Raw genomic sequence first — 22252 nt, forward strand, 5'->3', positions numbered from 1 at the left:
ATGGAATATAGATATATAGGAAGAAGTGGTTTAAGAGTTACACCAATTTGTTTAGGAACTATGACTTTTGGTTCTACTACAACAAAAGAAGAAGCTTTTAAAATAATGGATAAAGCATATGATAGAGGAATAAATTTTTTAGATACAGCTGAACTTTATCCAGTACCACCAAAAGCCCAGACAGCAGGTATTACAGAAGAGATAGTAGGGGAGTGGTTAAAAACAAAACCTAGAGAATCAGTTATTTTAGCTACAAAAGTAGCTGGAGCTGCATCAGGATGGTTTGTACCACCTATTAGACATGGTCTAACTGCTATTGATTCTTTTCATATTAAAAGAGCAGTTGAAAAAAGTCTTAAAAAACTTCAAACAGATTACATAGATCTTTATCAAATGCATTGGCCTGATACTGTTGTACCAGTTGAAGAGAGTATGAAAGCTTTTGATGAGCTTGCAAAGGAAGGAAAAGTAAGATACATAGGAACTTCAAATGATAGTGCTTATGGTCTAACAAAAGCAAATGAAGTTTCAAAATATGAAAAATTAGCTAGATTTGAATCTATTCAAAATAACTTTTCACTTTTAAATCCAAGATTTCATGATGAGCTAGCAAATGTATGTAGAAGAGAAAACATCTCACTACTTCCATATTCACCAATTGGTGGAGGTGTTTTAAGTGGTAAATATAATGGAGGATTCTATCCAGAAGACTCAAGATTTGGTATTTACATGAAAAACAAAAGTAAAAGAGTACAAGCTATGGCAAATAGATTTGTAAATGATAAAACATTAGAAGCTACAAGTAGATATATGAAGCTTGCAGATGAGTATGGAATTTCTCCTGTAACACTAGCAGTTGCTTATTCTATGCATTTTGATTTTGTTGCATCAACTATTATTGGTGCAAGAGTATTATCACAGCTTGATGATTCATTTGCTGCCTTTGATTTTAAAATTGACAATGAGTTAATGGGGAAAATTGAAGAGATACAAAAAGATATTTTATATCCAATGGGATAGTAATTTATAGGGAGTATTCCCTATAAATTTATTCAGTGATATCTTCACCTTTTACATGAATCTGATGCCCATCTCCTGCATCAAATACTGCACTATAGGAACCACTTGGGATATTGAAAGTAACTTCACTATCTTCATTCATTCTTGTATCAAGTATTTTTTTATCATTTTGTAAAACAAAAAACTTTACACCACTTGCGCTACTTCCATCACTAAAACCACCTTCACAAGTAATAGTATTATCTCCATTGTTAAAACAACTCATTAAAGCTGTGTGGGCAAATAAAGAATTAGCAAGTAATGCTAAAACAACTAACGATTTTTTCATTATAACTCCTTTTTATTTTTTAATTTAATTCCGCCATTCCAGTTGATATTTTTTTGAGGAAATAGGGCAATAGCAATAGTTAATAAAACAACACTTACATAGAAGTATGTCATAGCCTCAAAACCACTCCAAGAGAAGATATTCCCTAAAGTAAATACCAATGATGATAAAACAATTCCTAGACCAATAGGAAAGAAAATTGCAAACATCATCCACTTGTAACTGTTTGTTTGCATCTTAACTACAATCATAGTTGCAATACAAGGTGGTGTTAAAAGCATAAAGATAATAATAGCTGTAGCATGTAAAGGTGTGTATCCACTATTTAAAGCCATAGCTTCTTCTGCTCTCATATTGTCAGCTTTATTGTTTTCATATAAAGACCCAAGAGTTGCAACTGCACTCTCTCTTGCTGCAAATGAACTTAAAAAAGCAACATTAATCTTCCAGTCAAAACCTGCATATTGAGTAATAGGTTCCATAGCTCGTCCAGTCATACCAAGAATAGAGTTTTCTACTTTTTCATTTTTTATTTGTCTTAAAATAGCTTTTCTTTTACTTGATAGTTTTCTAAGCTCTTTGTTTATTTTTCTAGCTTCTTTATCTCTTTTTGGTTTTATATATTTATAAAAAGTTTTATTTCTAAGTAAAAATCTTTCATCAACTCTTTTAGCTGCATCTTTTGAAGTGGCTGTCATTCTTTTTGTTCTATATTCATCATAATAGTTTAGTAAAGTAGATACTTCTTCTTTAGTATCAAACTCTTCATAATAAATAGAAGCTTTAACTTTTGTATCAAAAGAGCTTAAAGCCTTGTTTGATTTATCTTCAAATTTTATTTTTGACTCATCACTTAAACCAGGAAATTGAAGCATTGCAAAAAGTATAACCGCAACTGCTAAAACAATAGTTACAACTTTTTTAATATATACCCAAACCCTTTGAGAAGCTCTTATTATTACTCCTTTGAAAGTAGGGGTATGATAAGGAGGTAACTCCATTAAAAATGGTGCAGTTTCCCTTGTCTTTAAAATAGTACTTGTAATTAGTTTTGCAACAATCATAGCTATAAATAAGGTAATAGTAGAGATAAAAAACATCATAATAGCCATATCTGGTTTGAAAAATGCTCCTAAAATAAGAGTATAGAAAGGAACCTTTGCTAAGCAGTTCATATAGGGTACAGAAAAGATAGTTGCCATTCTAGCTCTATCATCGGCAATACCTTTTGTTGACATTACACCAGGAACAGCACAACCACCAACCATAGCGCCACCAAGAACAAGTGGAAGAGTTGATTGTCCATGTAAACCAAATTTTTTAAAGACTCTATCTAAGATAAAAGCCATACGAGGCATATATCCAACATCTTCCATAATAGCAATTAAAGCAAAAAGAATAAAAAATATAGGAAGATAGTTCATTAGGGCATTTGCACTATTTACCATCCAAATACCAAAGTCTGTAATCATAGGTACATCTGTAAAGTTAGCTTGTGGAAGTATATCTATTACTATATTTTTAAATGCAGCTAAAATAGGCCACGTATAATCTGTAAGTTTATATCCCCATACAATAGAGATTTGGTAAACCATAAACATAAAAAACAGTAAAATAGGGATTGCTAGAAATCTATTTAAAATAATTTTATCTACTTTTTGAGTAAGAGTTTGTTTATCTTTGTTTTTCTCTTTTACTGATTTGTGGTAAATAATATCTGCAGAGTCATATCTATATGAGGCTAAAAAAGAGACTGCATCTTTATCATATCTTTCATGGAAAGTATCTTCTTCCTTTTTTGCAAACTCTTCAATACTTGGCTCATACTTTTTTATTCTTTCAATAATAGTAGAGTCACTTTCTAAAATCTTTATTGCTAGCCATCTTTTGTTTTGTATTAAATCTATTTTAGAGATTTTTTCTTCAAGACAATTTATATGGTGTTCTAACTCATCATAGTTGATTTTAAACTCTTGGTAGCTGTTTTTATTTTTTGCTGTAGCAACAATGTTTTTCATAATATCTTTGCCACCAAGACCCTTTGCTCCACTTGCTTCTACAACTGGACAGTTTAGCATTTGAGATATCTTTTTTGAGTCTATTTCTATATCTCTTCTTTTTGCAACATCCATCATATTTAAAACAACTACTACAGGAATACCTATTTCAAGTAATTGGAAAGTAAGATAAAGATTTCTTTTTATATTTGAAGCATCTATTACGTTTACAATAACATCAGGGTTTTCATCAAGTATGAAGTCTTTTGCCACTCTTTCTTCTAAAGAGTAAGAGCTAAAAGAGTAAGTTCCTGGTAAATCTACCATCTCTATTTTGTGGTTATCATATTTAAAGTAACCAACTTTTTTATCAACAGTTACTCCAGGGTAGTTTGCAATGTGTTGTTCTATCCCACTAACAAGGTTAAAAATAGTAGACTTTCCACAATTTGGTTGTCCTGCTAGGGCAACTTTTATATTATTCATTATGAATGTTCCTCTATTTCTATAAGACTTGCTTCACTTCTTCTAATAGTAAGATTATAGTTATGTAGTTTTAATTGCATTGGGTCAAAAAGTGGAGCTTCTCTTATAACTTCAATTTGAGCATTTGATACAAAACCCATATCTAAAAGTTTATGTAGAAGTTTTCCTTTAGCATTAAGTTTTTTTATCTTTGCTTTTTGACCTTTTTTTAAAATAGCCAAAGTATTTTTTTCTAAATTCATATTAATTTTCTGTATCTTTTCTTGTGCCACAACCTTTTGTACCACAGTTGCAACCATTGTTTTTAAATATTTTTTTGTATAAATAAAATGCTGCAAGTAGAGCGATTATAATAATAAATGCATTTTCCATATCTGTCCTTCAATAGGTATAATTATGATAATTGATATCAATAGTTAGGCATGAATAGTAATATTAGTTCCCTTTAAAGGTACTTAAAATAGTGGACTTCATGATAAGTGTAGTTGTTTAAATAATTATATATTAAGTAAAAATAAAGCATCATTATAAATAAAAATATTGTTAACGGTATTAATTTGATAACAATTATCAGTTTTGTTTAAACTTAGAGTGGATAAAATTATTGATAATTATTATCAAGGAGCATAATTTGCCTTTATTATTACCTTTAGCAACTCTATTAACTGCTGCAATTACTGTTAAAACTTTGGATAAAACTTCGAAGAAAATAAGTAAACGTAGGGCAAGGAAAACTAAAAATGAAATTTGATAAAGAAGTTCAAAGAGAAGCTGCAAAAATAGGAATGACAGCAACACTAGGTATTACGGTAGCTACATCTTTATTTATGAAAAATAAAACTGCTAAAAAAGCTCATATCATAGCTGGGTCTGCTTTTTGTGGTTTTGCTTTATGGCATACTTTTCTTTATGACTCAAAAAATAAAAAGAAAATTGAAACTGTAGAGAAGAAAGAGGAAAAAGAGGTGGTAGTTTCTTAAAGAACTACGCCGTTATCAAATATAACTTTATTTCTACCTTCTTTTTTTGCTTGATAAAGTAAATCATCTGACTTTTTCTTTGCATCAGTATAGTTTTTATAGTTTCTTCTAAAACTAACTCCCGCACTAAACTCAACATGAATACCTATATCTTTGTATTTGAACTTTGTAGTACTGATTAGGTTTTTTACTCTTTTGATGTATTTATATAGTTCTTTTTCTTCTTCATAGTTGATTAAAGCTAAGAACTCTTCTCCACCATATCTTGCTATTACGTCTTCTTTTCTTGTAAGACTTTTTAGTATTTGTCCAAAAGTCTTTAAAACTGTATCGCCACAAGTGTGACCATAGGTATCATTGATTTGTTTGAAGTGGTCTATATCATAAAAAACAATTGCATAGTTTGAGTCAAAAGCTTCATGCTTTTTCTCTATTTTTTTAACTTCTTCTTCGTAAGCTCTTCTATTTAGAACAGAAGTTAAGAAGTCAGTAGATTTTTCTTGTTTTACAACTGCTAGTTCTTTTTGTAGCTCTTCAATCTTTTTATTTAGTGAATCAAACTGCTCTTTGCTTTCATTTAGTTCAACTCTATTGTTTTGCATAGAGTGTTCAATACTATAAATTGTATCAATAAGTTTTGATTGAAGTTGCCCTAACTCTCTATATGAAGCATTTGAGATGTTTAAATCTTTTAGTTCAGTTTTTATCACATCAAATTTTTCACTTGAGTTTGTGCTTTCTAAGATAGTTTTATCAAAATACTTTTCCATAAGGTTACTAAGTTTGATAATATCGTCTGTTTTATTTTTTAAAACTTTTCTATCTGCTTCAATTCTACCTTTTGTAATCTCTTTTAACTCTTCAATAGAAGCTTTATTTAGTAACTCTATTGGATTTTTATTAACTTTTTTCAAAAATGAGTTTATTTTTTCATCATTGTTAAAATCAATAGAAGGAGATATTATTTCTGATAGGTTTTCAACAAAATATTTTATTTGTGAAAGTACATTTTCTTGGATTAGTTTTTGGTATAATTCTTTATCTACACTATTAGCTTGATTTAAAAACTCTTCTTCATAGTTTTTAGGAGTAGGTGTTAATCCTTTATTTTTCAAGGCTTCTAAGGTAAGTTTGGTAATTTTTTTAGTACTATCCAATACAGCTATCCTTTAATTAGTCCGTGATTATATCCAAGCTAATATATATTCTATCTTTAATTAAATTAATTATAAATTTGTTATTTTATTAAAATGTAGATTTAAAGTGGAAAATATATAATTTAAAAAAAGATTTACATAAATGAAAGAAAAATTAGAAAAAGAAGCCTATAAATTAAGATTTGAGTATTTTAATTTGTATGAAAATAAAGAGACAAAGTGGCATGAAAAGTATAGAAACCATGACTTATACAATATAGTTGTAAAAAGTCTTGATTATAGGTTTCATGAAATAGGGCAGGTTATGCCAAAACTTTTAGAAGAGTTAGATATTAATCGTTAAAGTTAACAAAAGCAGCTTCAATACTTGGTATGTTTTTATATCTAGTTTTTGTAAGTCTTACATTTTTTGTTTTTAGATTACAGATTGCAATTCTAAAACTAGCTCCCATAGTAGGCTCAACTACGCAGATAATATCATCTTCTATTTGTCTTGTTGCGTGGATGATTCCTTGTAAGTTATTAAAAAAGTATTTTGGATAAGTAAGTGGTGTGATTTCAACTATATCTATAGCTTCGTCATTTTCTAAAGTTTCAACTATACCTTTAGCCTCTTCGTATGATTCAAATTGAATACACCAATCATCAAAATGTTTGTTAAAATGTTCTAAATCCTCATCTAGAAATCCACCAGCTAAGGATTGTAAAGCAAAAATAGACACATGTCTCCTTGAAAATATATTTGATTAATTTTTGATTCTAACATATTTTTATTTTAACCACAACTTTAAAGAAGTCACTGCAAGATACATCCGATAATTTATATGAAAATAAGAGTCTATTATGAATATTCTATTCAAATTAGAATTCAATATTAAGTGGTTAAAGACAATAATTTTAATTAAAAAATTCTAAATATTTATCAAAATCAATAGAATTAGTTATTTTATTCTATAAGTTTATTTCTTCTTTTATTCTTTTTTTTAAAGATTTGTTTTTTTGAAGAACTTCTAATTTCGGCTCTACAAAAATCATATCTAGTAAAGTAAGTATTCCTTTATTTGTTTTCTGTATATATTGTATATCTTCTTCTTTAATACCATTAGGTTTCACAGCAAGTTTTTCATGGTTTGATATAGAGTTTGTTAAAATCTCTATACCATTAATTAGGTTATCCAAATCATTAGCTTTAATATTGTATAGCATATCGTCATTTTTTAAACAGTTATTTAATTCTTTTTCAAGAAGATTTTTATATATGTATAGTCTCTTATAATCGTTTTTATTTAATATTTCTTTTTGTATTAATAAGTTTAATGAATAAAGCCTATTTATATGAAAATTTAACTTATTATTGATTTTTTGCTCTTTATTATTTTCTATTTCTTGTATATTTAAAATAGATTTCATTACGCTAATAGATGCCAACCCTGCAGACAGTAAAACTCCCATAGGAACTAATAGTTTAATCAATGTTTCTAGGTCTTTTTGGATAATAGATACTGTAATAAATCCTAATATAGTTAAAAATACTATTAAAGATAATAATACTATAATTCCAAAGAACATATTTAATTTTTTTTTAATGTTTTTTCCTTTTTTAATTGTTTTAAAATTAGTTTATATTATTCATTAAATTTAATTACTAAATGGTCTAAGTTTTCAATATATACATTTAAAACAGTGAAAGAACCATTTTTACCCTTTATTGTTTCTTCAACTGGATATGCCCCAACAAAGTAACATTTTGCACTAGTATAATTATTTCCAAGATTTGATAATTCTTCAATGGTTTCTTTAAATAATCTTCGTAATCTATAGTTATCTATTAAATCTTTTGTAATATAAATAGAAACGATTTTATATCCACCATTAAACCATATGCTATCTTTAAATAAAATAGCGTAATTATTCCCATATTTTTTAATAGGTTTAATTTCTCCAAAGAAAATAAAATTTGTTCCATCTTCTGCATATTTTATATTTTTAAAAGTATGCATATAATTTCTTCGTTCTCGTTCTAGTGTTATGTATGTATCATAGATTTCTTGTTCATCCATTTTTTCAAAGGAATCAACAACATTTTCCAAATAACTTGTCTTGTGTGGTTTTGCATTTTTTTCATCTGCATATTCACGTTTTAGTCTTGGTGCACGTTCTAATGTATCAAAAGTATCGTCTTCATCATATTCTTTAGCCCCTCTTGAATTTGTCTCTTGTTTTGGACGTTCCATTATAAACTCATCAGGATGTTTAGTCAGTTTAGTTCCATGGGCTTTTTTCCCTTCATTATCTCCATTATCAATTGAAGAGACATTTTCGATAACAAGTTTACAGTCTTTTGTATGCGAACAGTTTTTTTTTGTTCTAAAATGAGGTCTGTGTTTGAATTTACCTACGGTATATATATTGACACCAGTAAATTCTACTTTACAGTTTTTATCAGGACATTCAAAAGTAAAATGTTTATTATCATCTTTCTCAAAATATTTTCGTCGTGCTCTATATGCTGTTAAATTAATTTCTAATTCTCTACAATATGCTTTATCAAATGTCATCATTTTCCCTTTACATTATAGTATTAGTATATTATAACTTTTCTGGTACTAAAGTAAATATTTTATAACTTTTATATAATATTATACATTGAAATGAGTCATTACAGATTTAATAAAGGTTAGATAATTATGGGATTTACTACAGAGGAAAAAAATGAGCTAGCAGAAATTGTAAAAGAAAATAATAAACAAAGTAAACCTTTTACAATAACTATAATACTTTTATTAATTGCTTTTAGTTTAGATATAGGATTGGAATTAATAAAATTTAAACAACAACAGAAAATTGAAAATGAAAAAAACGATTTTTTAAAAAACTTAGAAGAATATAAATTTTCTATAATTAATAAAATTGAACTAAATAATAATAAATTAACAAAAGATATTGAAATAAGTAAACAAAAATTTAATCAAGATTTAGTTGAAATTAAAAATAAAATTTCACAAAAAGATTTTTTAAAAAAAGATATTTACAAGTCTGTAAAACTTACACTTGACAACCAATGGGATAGTATTGAAAAATGGATAAAAATTCCTAATAGAATTGCTCGATTAAAATTACGTTTTACAGGTGATAGTAAAAAAGATATTTTTATACTATATAATATTCATAAAGAAATACAAAAATCACCTGAGCTTGTTGCTAAATCTCTTGACCAAGTTCGAAGTAATATGTATATTCCAAATAATTTATTAATTTATAATATAAATATAATTAGAAAAATGGTTGATAATTTAGTTATTGTTGAAAAAAAATTTAATAAATATTTAGATGATAATACTTTAGAAAATGGATTTAACCCAGCTAAAATAAAAAAGTTAAATTCAATTTTAGATGAATTTACACTATTGATTAATAATACTTCTTTATTAATAAAAATTAATAATATTAAACTTCTTAATGAAATTATGAATTCAAATAACATAATTGATTTATTTAATAATATTAATGAAAGTGAACATAAAAAGTATCTGAAAAGAAGAGAATATGATAAAAAATAGAAGTTTAATAAATAATAACAACTTAATTAAAGTAAGTATTATTTTAGTTGTTTAATCTAGTTACAACCTTTAAAAATCATATTTTTTGATTATAATATAAGAAAGGATTTAAAATGCCTAAAGATACAGATAAAATATTTTGTAAAAGAAATAATTGTGCATGGGTTAATAAAAAAAACAATTCTGATAAAGCTTCAAGTATACATAACATACAGAAAGCTACTTAAAAAGTTTCACGAAAAATGTTAAGAAATCAAGGTGGTGATAAACTTATAACAAAAGGTTTAGATGGTAAAATCAGAAGTATAAATTTATTGTATTTCAGGAATTTTTTTAGACATTTTGAACAATTTTTAAAAATAAACTATCGAATTAAAGGGAATTAAACTTGAAAATAAGAGTCTATTATGAAGACACAGATATCGGTGGTGTAGTTTACTACGCAAACTATTTAAAATTTTGTGAAAGAGCAAGAAGCAATATCTTTTTTGAAAGAGGTTTATCTCCACACAATGGCGATGAATTTTTTGTAGTAAAAAAAGTAGAAGCAGACTATATCAAATCAGCAACTTTTGCAGATGAGTTAGAAGTAACATCAAAGGTAGTTTCTCAAAAGAGTGCTTCTTTAGAAATCTTTCATGAGATATTTAGAGATAAGGAGCTTTTATTTACAGCTAAAGTAAAACTTGCATACCTAAAAAACTATAAACCAACAAAAATACCAAAAGAGACTTTAGAACTTTTCTCATCATTTAAATAGTTTAAAAGTTTCCCTTAATAAATCTCAAGCACAAAAAGGATAAAATATCTCCTTTGAAAATAAATTTTACTTATAAAGGATATTTTAGTGTTAGAGATTTTTGTTATAGGTTATTGTCTATACTTCTTCTTTACAATCTATACTTCATTTATGCAAATAGGGTATGTAAAGAAAGCTAAATCATTAGAACCAATTATTTTAGACAATGCAAAGTACGTTGAGGCTGCAAACTATTCAATAGAAAAAGAGAAGTTAGCTATTGTTTCTTCTTTTTATAGTTTTATTCTATTTATTTTTTGGATTGGCTTTGGTCTTTCTACTTTAGATTCAGTTATTACTACAGACTCTTACTGGCTAAAAGCGATTATTTTTGTTGACTTATTTATCATTATCAATTGGGCTTTAGGCTTACCTTTTGATTTGTATTCAACTTTTAAACTAGATAAAAAATATGGTTTCTCAAACATGACACCAGTACTATTTATAAAAGATACTATCAAAACAGGAGTTTTATTTTTAGTATTTGGTTCAGCTGTTATTGCAGGTATTTCTTGGATTATTAGTACTTTTGAGACTTGGTGGATTTGGGGGTTTGCATTTATTTTTGCAGTTATTATTCTTATAAATATGCTTTATCCAGTTATTAGAGATAAGATGTTTGATAAGTTTGAGTCTTTAAAAGACAAAGAGTTAGAAGCAAAGATTGAAAATCTTTTAGACCAAGTAGGTTTCAAAAGTTCAGGTGTATTTTCTGTAGATGCTAGTAAAAGAGACAACAGACTAAATGCATATTTTGGAGGATTAGGAAGTACAAAAAGAGTTGTACTATTTGATACTTTAGTTGAGAAGTTAAGCCATGATGAGCTTTTAGCAGTTTTAGGACATGAATTAGGACACTTTAAAAATGGTGATATCTTAAAAAATATTGGTATCATGGGTGTTGTTATGTTTGTATTTTTTGCTATCTTTGGAAACTTAAGTGAAGAGATGTTTTTAGGACTGTCTATTAACAACGAGCCATATGCTATTATATCTTTGTTTTTAATATTTTCTCCTATTTTATCTTTCTTCTTAATGCCTTTAATCTCTTTAATCAGCAGACACAATGAGTATGCAGCAGATGAGTTTGGTTCAAACTTACAAAGTAAAAAAGATTTAGTAAGTGCTTTGTTAAAATTAGCAAATGAAAACAAATCATTTCCACTTTCTCATCCTCTGTATATCTTCTTTTACTATTCTCACCCACCATTAGTTGAGAGATTTAAAGAGTTAGGTTATGATGTACATGAAAATAGCGAAGAAGCTTTAAAAGATAGCGTATTTAATAAGTAGTATGGAAAATCTAATCTTAATCGCAAGTTCGACTTTTGTATCAGGTTTACTAATAGCTTCTTTAGTAGTGTGGTTTATTTCAAAACAGAAAATAAACCTTGCTACAAGGGAGTTAGAGTTAGTAAAAGGCTCTTATGAAAATGTTATTGTAAGTTTAAAAGACAATATCAAAAACCTTGAAGAGTCTCTTAAAAATCAAGAAAGAAGTTTTCAAGAAAAAGTTACTCTTGAAAGAAAATCTTATGAGACTAAGATTGAAGCTTTAGAAGATTTAATTGAAGACAAAAAAGAACAGTACGAAAATGAGTTCAAAATCAAAGAAGAAAATCTAAAAGAGAAAATAGAGCTTTTAGAAACTTCAAAAGATAGATTAAAAGTAGAGTTTGAAAACTTAGCAAATAAACTTTTTGAAGAAAACAATAAAAAGTCTTCAAGCAACTTAAACCAACTTCTTACTTCTTTTAAAGATCAGTTAAATAGTTTTGGAAAAAGAGTAAATGATATTCATAACGAAGAGACAAAACAAAGAGTAAATCTTCTTTCTGAGATTAAAAACCTAAAAGAGCTAAATAATCAAATCTCGCAAGATGCTTTAAATCTTACAAAAGCCCTTAAAGGTGAAAACAAAACTCAAGGTGACTGGGGAGAGCTTATTCTTTCTAAGATATTAGAACAAACAGGTCTTAGAGAAGGTGTTGAGTACTCAACTCAAGGTTCATACACAGATGAAAATGGAAAAAGATTAAGACCAGACGTTATTGTTCATCTTCCTCAAAACAAAGATATTGTTATTGATTCAAAAGTTTCACTAACTTCATATGTAAACTATACAGAGTCTGAAACTGATGAGCAAAGAGAAAATGCTACAAAAGAGCTTATAAAATCACTTTATGCTCATATCAAAGGTCTTGGGGCAAAAAGCTATGAAAATATAGAGGAAGTAAAAACTTTAGATTTTGTTATTCTATTTATTCCTATTGAAGGAGCATTTATGCTTGCAGCTTCAAAGGATAACAACCTATTTAAAACAGCATTTGAAAACAATATTATGCTTGTATCACCTTCAACTTTATTTGCGACACTTAGAACTATAGAGAATATTTGGAGATATGAACACCAAAATGAAAATGCACTTCTTATCTCTAAAAAAGCAGCTGACCTTTATGATAAGTTTGCAAGTTTTGTAACTGACATTGAAAATATTGGTACTCACTTAGGAAGAACTCAAAAATCATATGATGAAGCTATGAAAAAGTTAAGTTTAGGAAGAGGAAATCTTTTAAGACGTAGTGAAGAGTTTATCGAATTAGGCGTAAAAGCTAAAAAGAAGATAGACACCCAAAAACTATTGGGTGAATAATCTTCTTAGTTTTATATCATTTAATATATAAATAGCAACTACTGCACAAACAGTTCCAAGTAGAGTATTAAAATCTATTTTTTCATTTAAGAAAATAGCACTTAATACTAAAGCTGAACTTGGAACTAAAAACACAAAAGAGCTTACTTTATTTACTCCTAACTTTTCAGAACCAATAAAATAAGTAGTTGTAGCAAAGGCACTACTTAAAGCTGTAAGACATAAAATATTTATCCAAAAAATATAATCATACTCCACAACTCTAGTTAAATAATTAAAATCAATTGCAAATGCACTAATAACACTACAACATACATATATATAAAAGTTAAAGATTAGTGGCGTTGTATTAGTAGCCCTTGCTGTTATTATTGTAAGAATTGGCCAAAGAACAGAGGCTATAAGAAAGTATATATTATGTTGTGAGAATATTTGGTTTAAATCAAAGTACCAAATATTTAACATAGTTAAAACACCAAAGGCTCCTAAGATAAGAGCAAATGAGTGTTTTAAAGAGATAGTTTTCTTATGAAGCAGTGCAAGGATTACAAAAGTATTTATAGGAATTAGTGTCGTTACTAATGCTCCACCTAATCCTGCTGTTCCATAGTTTACTCCAAAAAATAAAGAGATAGAGTAAAATATCATAACAGCAGAAGCTAAAAGTACTAATATAATTGTTTTAAAATCTATTTTAAAATTTACTTTCAAAAATAGAAGTAGGGGAAGCATAAATATTCCAGAAAGAAATACTCTTAAAAATACAATTTCATATTGGTTTACATAAAGTGTTAAAACTTTAGTATTTATCCATGATGAACCCCAAAATATCATGGATAAAAGTATTAATACATAAAAAAGGTTTTTATTCATTTGGCGACTTAATTCTATTTGTCTTTAAAAATAGACTTAGATAAATACCAAGAGCAATCATAACTGCACCTGCTATATGATATGTAGCTAGTTTCTCTCCTAAAAAAATAAAAGCTAAAATAGAACCAAATATTGGCATAAGATGAGCAAACTGTCCAGTTTTTGAAGCGCTTATCGTATCAACTCCAATATGCCAAAAATAAAAAGATAAAATTGATGGAAAAATTGATACATATAAAAAGATGTGCCATTGCTCTTTTAATAAGGTAACTTCTCTTTCAATAGTATATCCTTGATAAAAATAAAAAGGAAGAATAAGAATAAATCCTATAAATACTAAAGTTACAAAAAGTTCTAAGTGTGTTAACCCTTTTGGCTTAAACTTTAAAAGTACGGAATAAGTAGCCCAAGTTAATGAACTAATTAATATCAATAAATCACCTTCTTGTAATACTATATATAATAGATTAGAAAAATCACCTTTTAATACTAAAAATATAACCCCAACTGTAGAAAGTATAATTCCTGTTGTTTGAAGTTTTGTAATCTTTGCTTTTAATATAAAGTAAGACAATATAAGTATTAAAATAGGTGTAATAGAGTTTATAAGAAGTGCATTAGTTGCTGTTGTAGTATTTAATGCAAGATAAACAATAGTATTAAATAAAGTAATACCTAAAAAAGAAAGTACTATAAGTATTTTGAAATTTTCTTTTATAGCCTGTTTAATTCTTTGTATATTTATAAAGAATAAAGAAGGTAGTAAAAAGATTAATGTAAATAGCCATCTAAAAAAAGATAATTCAATAGCTTCTATTGATTCATTTACATATCTTCCTACAATAAAGTTACCAGACCAAAAAAGCACACACAGTGCTAATAAGATATAGACCCGTTGTGTGCTTATCATTTAGTTTAACTCATTTAATAATAATATATCTACAGTGTCACCTTGTTTTAAATCTTTTCCATCTTCTTTTTGGATTAAAAGAGCAGGAGAACCTAACATGTTTGTCAATATAGCACTTGTACCTTGCTTTTTGCCATCAAAGTTAATTTTATATTTCTCATCCTCATAAAATACATTACAAGCAGTAAAGATAGTTTTAGGCATTTTTTGTGGGAAGTCTTGTGTTATCTCAGCTTTTACAATTGGAAGCTCTTTTTGTGAGTTCTCAAACTTATATATCATAGGTAAAAGATATAAGATAGCACATACAGTTGAAGAGTAAGCAAAACCAGGTAAAGAGATAATTAACTTCTTATCTTTCTTTGCAACTAAAATATGCATACCAGGTTTAATTTTAACTCCATGAAATAATACTTCTGCTCCAAGCTTCTCTTTTACTACATCTTGAACAAAATCATAATCACCAACAGATACTCCACCAGTAGTTACAACAATATCAGCTTTTTCTAAAGCAGACTCTAGTAATTCTGTAATTGAATCCATATCATCTTTTACAACACCCATTTGAATTGTTTGCGCTCCTGCTGTTTTAGCTAAGGCTTCTACAGTAAGATGATTTGAACTTCTTATTTGTGCATCATTAGTTTGCTCTTCTCCTAAATCAAGAATTTCACTTCCTGTACTTGCGATTGCAACTATAGGTTTAGCATATACTTCTACTTGAGATATATTTAATGATGCTAAAACACCAATTTCAGCAAAACCAATTTTAGTTCCTTTTTTAATAAGGATTTCATCTTTCTTATAATTCTCACCAATATCTCTAACTGCAAATTTAAAAGGTACTTCCTTATTAATAATAATTTCATTACCTTCTACTGTCACATTTTCAATAGGTATTAAAGTGTCACTACCCTCTGGCATAAGTGAGCCAGTAAATGTCTTAATACATACACCAGATGTCACAGAAGATTCTACTACTTCTCCAGCTGGATTTTTATCTATAATTGTTAATTTTTTTAGGTTTTGGTCATCTGCAATAATTGCATAACCATCCATACCTGAAGTTTTGTATTTTGGTGAATGGTCATTCGCAATAATGTCCGTAGCTAGCGTTCTTCCGATAGAATTCGTTAAAAAAAGCTTTTCCTTAGTTCTACCTTTAAAATCTATACTAGATAGGATGCTTAAAGACTCGTCATAATTAATAAAATTTCTCATATTTATCTCCATATTTTTAAAAAAGAATAGTATCATATAGTAGATAAAAAAGTAACTTTTAGTAAATTATTGAGTATTTTTGTAAGGTTTAAGTAGCATAAGTATAGCAAATAATACAAACTTGTTACGAAATCACATAAAATTATAAATTTATTTAAAAAATAATTGACTTACATCAAAAATGTGGCAATAATTTACCATAGTTATATAACATTTACTTATATAATTGGGCGTTATATTACATATAAGAAAAAGTTAATTTACCAATTGTGGGAAAAAAGTTAACTTAAAATAATATTAATTGTCATTTGTGCTTAATTTTATATTATTGTATGTGTGTAGCTAATTTTCAAGGAGGAACGATGACGAAGTCAAGTATAAATTCTGAAAAATCACTTGAAAAAGTTTCTGAAAAGAAACTAAGTAGAAGAGATTTTTTTAGAAAAACTGCAGTTTATTCAGCTGGTGCAATAGCTGCGGCGAATGTTTTGTCTCCCGTAAAGCTTAAAGCTGATGATACAGCTATTGTAAATGAAGCTGAATGGGGAACAAAGCTTGGTGATATGGTTACTAAAAACTTATATGGAGTACCTTCACCTTATGAACACAACGTTATTAGAAGAACAACAGACCTTTTATCTTCAGGTGATATGTATGCTTCTGTTTCGATGTGTCCTATTCATGAGTTACAAGGTATTATAACTCCAAATGGTCTATTCTTTACTAGAAATCACGGTGGTACAGCTCATGTTGACCCTGAAAAGTTTAGACTTATGATTCATGGAAAAGTTAAAAAAGAAGTTGTTTTAACTTTAGATGAATTAAAAAAATATCCAAGTGAAAGTAGAATTCACTTCATTGAGTGTCCTGCAAATGGTTCAACTGGATGGAGAGGACCTCAATTTAATAATCTTCAATTTATGAAGGGTATGATGAGTTCTGCTGAATGGACAGGAGTAATGCTTAAAACTGTACTTGAAGATATCGGTCTTGAAGATGATGCAGTATGGATGCTAGCAGAAGGTAGTGATAATGCTGGAAATCCAAGAACTATTCCTGTTGAAAAAGCTTTAGATGATGCTATGTTAGTTTGGGCTCAAAATGGTGAAGCTCTTAGACCCGAACAAGGTTATCCTTTAAGACTTCTTGTTCCAGGTTGGGAAGGAAACTTAAATACTAAATGGTTAAAAAGATTAGAGTTCTCTGACAAACCATGGCATGCAAAAGAAGAAACTTCTAAATATACTATGCTTCAAAAGAATGGTAAGGCAATCAGATATTTCTGGCCAAATGAAGTTAACTCTGTGATTACATCTCCATGTCCAGAAAAACCATGGACAAATATTAAGAAAGGTGACATGATTGAAATCGAAGGTCTTGCTTGGTCAGGACATGGAACAATCAAAAATGTTGATATCTCTTTTGATGGTGGAGACAATTGGGTAGAAGCTAACCTTAAAGGCTTAGTATTACCAAAATCATGGACAAGATTCTCTTATATTATGAAATGGGAAGGTAAACCTTTATTACTTTCTAGTAGAGCTGTAGATGATACAGGTAATGTTCAACCAACAATTGATCAAGAAACTTCAGCAGTTGGTGTTGAATCTGTTTATCACAGAAATGCAATTGTAACTTGGGAAGTTAAAGCAAATGGGGAGGTTAATAATGTTCACATTAGAAAACACAATGCTTAAGAAATCTTTATTAGCTGCAAGTGTTGTAACAGTAGGTTTATTAATCTCAGGTTGTACTTCAAGCGGAGACTTTGAAAGAGCAGTTGACGGTGCAGTAAAATATGAAGTAAAAGATGGTAAATACACACAATACCATGTAAATACACAAGGTATTAAAAAATTTAACTTTGGTAGAGAAGCTACTCCTACTGAAATTGCAGCTTGGGATAAAGATGCAATGCCAGATGGTACTGGACTACCAAAATATGATATGAAACATGGAAAAGTTGTTTTAGATGAAGATGGAAACCCTAAAAAAGCAGAAGGTTCTGTAGAGTGGGGTAACGAACTTTATGATTCACAATGTGCTATGTGTCATGGAGAGTTTGGAATTGGTGGAAAAGGTTATCCTGCATTATCAGCAGGTACTGCTTCTACTAAGACATTAACTAATCAGTTATTAAATCCAGCAGATAAAGAACCTGGAATGGAACCTCCAACAAAAGTAATTGGAACATATTGGCCATATGCAAGTACACTTTTCTGGTATATTCAAGATGCTATGCCTTTCCCACATCCAAAATCATTATCAAATAGTGAAACATATGCTTTAGTTGCATATTTACTAATGGAAAATGGTATTGAAATTGCTGGTGAAGAGTTAGATGAAGAGTATGTTCTTGATAGAGAAAAATTCTTAAAAATCAAGATGCCAAACGAAGATGGATTCTATCCAAAAGTTGATACACCTGAGGATCCTAAGCAAGGTGTAAGAAATATGAAAGCATACTTAAGTAACCCTAAAAATTATGGTACGGGTGAAAGATGTATGACAGATTGTGTTAAAGGTGAAGTACCTGTTCTTAGAATTAAGAACGAGTTAAATGACTTTAATCCTCCAGCATCTACAGAAAGATCATGGAAGATTCAAGGTTCAGATTCAGCTGCAAACTCAAAAGCTGCAAGTACATATGATACATATTGTGCTGCTTGTCACGCTAATGAAGCAATTGGTGCTCCAGTATTAGGTGATAAAGAAGCTTGGTCTGCTATTGCTGCTAAAGGAATGGATGTAGTTTATGCTAATGCAATAAATGGTATAAATGCAATGCCTCCTAAAGGTGGAGCAATGGATCTTTCAGATGAAGAGTTTAAAGAAGTAGTTGATTATATGATTAACTCTAGTAAATAAAGGAGAAAGCAATGAAATTAATCAAAAAGTTACTTATAGCTTCGGCTATTTGTGGATTATCTTTTTCTAGTTCTTTTGCAGATGCAGAACTAGTTAAAAAAGGTGAGAAAATTTTTAATACTAAAAATTTAGGTAATTGTTTAGCATGTCATGCTGTAAATGGAAAAGCTATTGATGGTCCAGGAAGTATGGGACCAGAATTAAGTGGTTTACAGTATTGGCCAGAAGATGCACTTTATGATATTGTTTACAATATTTATGAAGCTAAAGGTATTACAAATACATCAATGCCAGCATTTGGTAAAGCAGGTTGGTTAAGTGATGATCAAATCAAAGCTGTAGTAGCTTATTTAAAAACAATTAAATAATTATAAAAGGATAGATGATGATAAATAGAAGAAATTTTTTAGGTTTAGGTTTAGGTGCATTAGCAGTATCAATGGCTCCTTCTACGTTAAGTGCTGTTGATTTTAGAAAAGATAAGCCAAAGGCTTGGACTGCAACTAAAGTAGATGCAGCAATTCAAGAAATCTTTGGAACTACTAAAATGACTAAAGGTAAAGTTAAATTAAAAGCTCCAGATATCGCTGAAAATGGTGCAGTTATTCCTGTAACAGTTTCATCTAAATTAGCTGGTTCAAAAGTAGCAATTCTTCAAGATGCTAACCCAGAAACTTTAGTTGCTGTATTTACAGTACCAGAAGGTGGAATTATTGACTATTCAGTAAGAATTAAAATGGCTAAAACTGGTAACGTAACAGCAATCGTTGAAGAGAATGGAAAATTATATTCTGACGCTAAAGAAGTTAAAGTAACTATTGGTGGTTGTGGTGGTTGATTTAGTTCAACTAACTTTATAAAGAAATAAAAATTTTAAAAAATAAAAAGATATATAAAAGAAATTTATAATGGCTAAAAAAACTAGAATCAAAGCAAAGTTAAAAAAAGGTGTAGTAACTGTTAAAGCTCTTGCTAACCACGAAAACTTAAGTTACCAAGAAGCAGAAAGAGCAAAAAAAGAAGCTAACTTCATTACATATGTAGTAGCAAAAGTTAATGATAAGATTGTTTACGAAGTATCAACAAGTCAATTCTTATCTAAAAACCCTTATATGAAGTTTTCATTTAATGCTGACGCAGTTGGAGTTAAAAAAGGTGACGAGTTAGTATTTACTTGGGTTGACTTAAAAGGTAACACAAGAAAAGATTCAAAGAAAATTAAATAATTAATCACTCTTTTTGAGTGGTTAACCCTATAAGGAGATATGTATGTTATTAAAAATTGCTAAAACAACTGCGTTAGCTGCGCTTACTGTATGTACTTTAAATGCCGCAGACTTTAATGCTCAAGCTGAAAAAGATAGACTTGCTTTAATTGATTATTTTGAAGCTAAGTTTGATAATCCAGAAAAAAATAGAGGAACATTCTTCCCTTACTCTACTGATGATGAGTTAAAAAACAATATTATTAGTGGACTTAAACATGAAGATTTTGCTATTGGAAACTATGCTTTCTCTAAAAATGGAAAAGTGTCATATGAAGAAATCAATGAGTTTCCTCCATATGAAGAGTTTATCGAAAATGGTGAAAAACTTTATGAACAAAAATTTGCAAATGGTAACTCACTTGCAACATGTTTCCCAGACCCAGTAGAAGCAGGTTCAAAATATCCTTACTTTGATGAGGAAAGAAAAGAAGTTATGACATTAACTGTTGCTATTAATGAGTGTAGAACTGATAATGGTGAAAAGAAATGGAATACTAAAAAAGGAAACATGGCTCACGTTCAAGCATTCTTTGTTTCTTCTGCTAAAGAAGAAGAGAAAGTTGTAAATACTAAGATTGAAAGTGCTGATGCAGCTGCTGCTTATGAAAGAGGAAAAGAGTATTACTATAGCCAAAAGGGGTATTTAAAACTTAACTGTGCTGAGTGTCACGTACAAGGTGCAGCTCTTAGAGTTAGAAATGAGTCTTTATCTCAATTATTAGGTCAAACTACACATTTCCCAGTTTATAGATTAAAATGGGGAGCTGCAAGTTCTAAAAATGATGGTTTAGGTACTTTAGAAAGAAGAATGAGTGGATGTGTAAAAGATCAAGGTCAAGTTCCACCAAAAGCTGAAGATAAAGAGATGAGAGAACTTTTATTCTTTATGTCTTATATGAGTAATGGACTTAAAATTGATGGTCCAGATATTAGAAAATAAGTAGGAGATGGTTATGAGAAAATTATTATTAAATTTATCAATTGCAGCAACTACAGCTTTAGTTTTTACAGCTTGTACAGGGAATGCACCAACTCCTCAAAGTGCGGCAAAAGTTGACGAGAAAGCTCTTTGTAGCGTTGAGAAAAATGGTATTGAACAAGTTTTAGCAACAGCAAAAGTTTATAACGAAGCAGCTAAAGCAAACAAATTAGAATTTAGAAGATTAAGTGTTAATAACTCTGATTTAATTATCGCTGTAGAAGAAGGTATTAGATCTGGGGCTAAAGAAGTTAACCCTAAAACTTTTAAAGGTAAAAAATCTAAAACTGTTTTACCAATTGAATTTGCAGCAACAAGAGCTTGTAAATTTGGTATCGCAGCTTTAAGTCAAGCACACGAAGCTAAATCTACTTGGAGACTGGCTGTTCCAGGTGATGGTTTCAAATACTAATTAATTAAATAATTAGACACAATTTAAAAAGTCAAGGATAACACCTTGGCTTTTTTTCTTTAAGATTAAAAAAGGCTAGGAGAAGAGATGACAATTTTAAAAAAACTATTAGCAACTTCTGCTATTTTTGCAGTATGTTCAACATCAGCAATTGCTGAAGGGACTTCAAAATTTGTTCCTATTTCAAAGGGTGTTAAATCAATTGAAATGAATTTAAATGGCGAAAAGTTTACTTTAATGAGAAACCAAAATGCTGGAAATATTATTTCAGAACTTTATAATACAACAAATAGAGGTGCGCCTCAACCTATGATTATAGCAGAAGGTGTAGAAACAGTAGGTGAATTAGAGTTTATTGAATATATGAAGAAAGCTCAAAATGATAAGTCTATTGCAATTATTGATTCAAGAAAGCCAGGATGGAATGCAAAACTAAGAATTCCAGGTTCAATCAATGTTCCATTTACAAACTTTAACGAAAAAGATACTGCTATTGAGTGGATGGAAGATGAAATGGGTGTAGTTGACAATAATGGTAAGTTAGATTTCTCAAATGCTAAAACAATTGTTTTATATTGTAATGGTTATTGGTGTGGACAAACACCTGCGATGGTTAAAAGAGCAAAATATTCACTTTTAAGCATGGGATATCCTGCTGAAAAAATCAAATACTACAGAGGTGGAATGCAAGCATGGACTTCATTAGGTTTCACTGTAGTTGGAAGTGGAAAATAGTTTAAG

Annotated in this window: 26 protein-coding genes; 15 read left to right on the forward strand and 11 right to left on the reverse strand. The window is 29.0% G+C overall.

From position 1 onward, the window contains the following. Window positions 1-1020, forward strand: a complete 1020-nt coding sequence (locus tag CRV02_RS04290) for an aldo/keto reductase (RefSeq protein WP_129089302.1) — start codon at window positions 1-3, stop codon at window positions 1018-1020. Window positions 1021-1048: 28 nt separating this feature from the next. On the opposite strand, the gene CRV02_RS04295 is transcribed toward CRV02_RS04290, so the two are convergent. From CRV02_RS04295 to CRV02_RS04310, 4 genes are read right to left on the reverse strand one after another with little or no spacing between them, the layout of a single operon-like run. After that, window positions 1049-1351 (reverse strand): hypothetical protein, encoded by a 303-nt coding sequence (locus CRV02_RS04295; protein ID WP_129089303.1) that lies wholly within the window; start codon window positions 1349-1351, stop codon window positions 1049-1051. After that, on the reverse strand, window positions 1348-3831 hold the full coding sequence (gene feoB, locus CRV02_RS04300; protein ID WP_129089304.1) for a ferrous iron transport protein B: 2484 nt from the start codon (window positions 3829-3831) through the stop codon (window positions 1348-1350). Before feoB ends, CRV02_RS04295 begins: the two co-directional genes overlap by 4 nt. Then, window positions 3831-4073 carry a FeoA domain-containing protein gene (locus tag CRV02_RS04305; RefSeq protein WP_129083469.1) on the reverse strand — a complete coding sequence of 81 codons (243 nt, stop codon included), beginning with the start codon at window positions 4071-4073 and terminating at the stop codon, window positions 3831-3833. Before CRV02_RS04305 ends, feoB begins: the two co-directional genes overlap by 1 nt. 1 nt (window position 4074) lies before the next feature. Further along, window positions 4075-4203 (reverse strand): FeoB-associated Cys-rich membrane protein, encoded by a 129-nt coding sequence (locus CRV02_RS04310; protein ID WP_129089305.1) that lies wholly within the window; start codon window positions 4201-4203, stop codon window positions 4075-4077. Between the two features lie 368 nt (window positions 4204-4571). On the opposite strand from CRV02_RS04310, the gene CRV02_RS04315 reads away from it, so the two are divergent. Continuing rightward, complete coding sequence (locus tag CRV02_RS04315) at window positions 4572-4811, forward strand: hypothetical protein (protein WP_129083471.1); 240 nt, start codon at window positions 4572-4574, stop codon at window positions 4809-4811. Here CRV02_RS04315 and CRV02_RS04320 read toward each other — a convergent pair. After that, window positions 4808-5968 carry a GGDEF domain-containing protein gene (locus CRV02_RS04320; RefSeq protein ID WP_129089306.1) on the reverse strand — a complete coding sequence of 387 codons (1161 nt, stop codon included), beginning with the start codon at window positions 5966-5968 and terminating at the stop codon, window positions 4808-4810. The two genes, CRV02_RS04315 and CRV02_RS04320, sit on opposite strands and share 4 nt — an antisense overlap. A 142-nt stretch (window positions 5969-6110) precedes the next feature. On the opposite strand from CRV02_RS04320, the gene CRV02_RS04325 reads away from it, so the two are divergent. After that, complete coding sequence (locus tag CRV02_RS04325) at window positions 6111-6311, forward strand: hypothetical protein (RefSeq protein ID WP_129089307.1); 201 nt, start codon at window positions 6111-6113, stop codon at window positions 6309-6311. Here CRV02_RS04325 and CRV02_RS04330 read toward each other — a convergent pair. From CRV02_RS04330 to CRV02_RS04340, 3 genes are all read right to left on the reverse strand, one after another. Then, on the reverse strand, window positions 6301-6690 hold the full coding sequence (locus CRV02_RS04330) for a hypothetical protein (protein ID WP_129089308.1): 390 nt from the start codon (window positions 6688-6690) through the stop codon (window positions 6301-6303). The two genes, CRV02_RS04325 and CRV02_RS04330, sit on opposite strands and share 11 nt — an antisense overlap. Window positions 6691-6919: 229 nt before the next feature. Beyond that, window positions 6920-7537 carry a hypothetical protein gene (locus CRV02_RS04335; RefSeq protein WP_129089309.1) on the reverse strand — a complete coding sequence of 206 codons (618 nt, stop codon included), beginning with the start codon at window positions 7535-7537 and terminating at the stop codon, window positions 6920-6922. A 56-nt stretch (window positions 7538-7593) separates the two neighbouring features. Further along, window positions 7594-8526, reverse strand: coding sequence for a hypothetical protein (locus tag CRV02_RS04340; RefSeq protein ID WP_129089310.1), 933 nt, complete (start codon window positions 8524-8526; stop codon window positions 7594-7596). Window positions 8527-8655: 129 nt separating this feature from the next. Here CRV02_RS04340 and CRV02_RS04345 point away from each other — a divergent pair, with 129 nt between their 5' ends. From CRV02_RS04345 to rmuC, 4 genes are all read left to right on the forward strand, one after another. Beyond that, on the forward strand, window positions 8656-9528 hold the full coding sequence (locus tag CRV02_RS04345) for a hypothetical protein (protein WP_129089311.1): 873 nt from the start codon (window positions 8656-8658) through the stop codon (window positions 9526-9528). Between the two features lie 388 nt (window positions 9529-9916). Then, window positions 9917-10288, forward strand: a complete 372-nt coding sequence (locus tag CRV02_RS04350; protein WP_129089312.1) for a YbgC/FadM family acyl-CoA thioesterase — start codon at window positions 9917-9919, stop codon at window positions 10286-10288. Window positions 10289-10375: 87 nt separating this feature from the next. Continuing rightward, window positions 10376-11620, forward strand: a complete 1245-nt coding sequence (locus CRV02_RS04355; RefSeq protein WP_129089313.1) for a M48 family metallopeptidase — start codon at window positions 10376-10378, stop codon at window positions 11618-11620. Between the two features lies 1 nt (window position 11621). Next, entirely contained in the window at window positions 11622-12980 is a 1359-nt protein-coding gene (gene rmuC / locus CRV02_RS04360; RefSeq protein WP_129089314.1) for a DNA recombination protein RmuC, read from the forward strand. Here rmuC and CRV02_RS04365 read toward each other — a convergent pair. Genes CRV02_RS04365 through CRV02_RS04375 form a run of 3 tightly spaced genes read right to left on the reverse strand, consistent with a single transcriptional unit; the run spans window position 12966 to window position 15984 of the window. Continuing rightward, window positions 12966-13853 (reverse strand): DMT family transporter, encoded by an 888-nt coding sequence (locus CRV02_RS04365; protein ID WP_129089315.1) that lies wholly within the window; start codon window positions 13851-13853, stop codon window positions 12966-12968. The two genes, rmuC and CRV02_RS04365, sit on opposite strands and share 15 nt — an antisense overlap. Next, window positions 13846-14763 (reverse strand): DMT family transporter, encoded by a 918-nt coding sequence (locus tag CRV02_RS04370; RefSeq protein ID WP_129089316.1) that lies wholly within the window; start codon window positions 14761-14763, stop codon window positions 13846-13848. Before CRV02_RS04370 ends, CRV02_RS04365 begins: the two co-directional genes overlap by 8 nt. After that, on the reverse strand, window positions 14764-15984 hold the full coding sequence (locus CRV02_RS04375; protein WP_129089317.1) for a molybdopterin molybdotransferase MoeA: 1221 nt from the start codon (window positions 15982-15984) through the stop codon (window positions 14764-14766). A 362-nt stretch (window positions 15985-16346) separates the two neighbouring features. On the opposite strand from CRV02_RS04375, the gene soxC reads away from it, so the two are divergent. From soxC to CRV02_RS04415, 8 genes are all read left to right on the forward strand, one after another. After that, window positions 16347-17681 (forward strand): sulfite dehydrogenase, encoded by a 1335-nt coding sequence (gene soxC / locus CRV02_RS04380; RefSeq protein WP_129089318.1) that lies wholly within the window; start codon window positions 16347-16349, stop codon window positions 17679-17681. Further along, a complete protein-coding gene (locus CRV02_RS04385) occupies window positions 17653-18852 on the forward strand; it encodes a c-type cytochrome (protein ID WP_129089319.1) in 1200 nt (399 codons plus the stop codon). The genes soxC and CRV02_RS04385 overlap by 29 nt, the downstream gene beginning before the upstream one ends. Before the next feature lie 11 nt (window positions 18853-18863). Beyond that, window positions 18864-19220, forward strand: coding sequence for a sulfur oxidation c-type cytochrome SoxX (gene soxX / locus CRV02_RS04390; protein ID WP_129089320.1), 357 nt, complete (start codon window positions 18864-18866; stop codon window positions 19218-19220). 17 nt (window positions 19221-19237) lie between these two features. Next, a complete protein-coding gene (gene soxY, locus CRV02_RS04395) occupies window positions 19238-19690 on the forward strand; it encodes a thiosulfate oxidation carrier protein SoxY (protein ID WP_129089321.1) in 453 nt (150 codons plus the stop codon). A gap of 70 nt (window positions 19691-19760) precedes the next feature. Beyond that, window positions 19761-20078 carry a thiosulfate oxidation carrier complex protein SoxZ gene (gene soxZ, locus CRV02_RS04400; RefSeq protein WP_128992101.1) on the forward strand — a complete coding sequence of 106 codons (318 nt, stop codon included), beginning with the start codon at window positions 19761-19763 and terminating at the stop codon, window positions 20076-20078. Window positions 20079-20121: 43 nt separating this feature from the next. Beyond that, window positions 20122-21060, forward strand: a complete 939-nt coding sequence (soxA, locus tag CRV02_RS04405; protein WP_129089322.1) for a sulfur oxidation c-type cytochrome SoxA — start codon at window positions 20122-20124, stop codon at window positions 21058-21060. Window positions 21061-21073: 13 nt separating this feature from the next. Continuing rightward, window positions 21074-21511: a hypothetical protein gene (locus CRV02_RS04410; protein ID WP_129089323.1), complete on the forward strand. Its 438-nt coding sequence runs from the start codon at window positions 21074-21076 to the stop codon at window positions 21509-21511. A gap of 87 nt (window positions 21512-21598) precedes the next feature. Continuing rightward, window positions 21599-22246, forward strand: coding sequence for a rhodanese-like domain-containing protein (locus CRV02_RS04415; RefSeq protein ID WP_129089324.1), 648 nt, complete (start codon window positions 21599-21601; stop codon window positions 22244-22246). Window positions 22247-22252: the final 6 nt, after the last annotated feature.

It is taken from the genome of Arcobacter sp. CECT 8989, from assembly GCF_004116715.1.
Taxonomy (GTDB): domain Bacteria; phylum Campylobacterota; class Campylobacteria; order Campylobacterales; family Arcobacteraceae; genus Halarcobacter.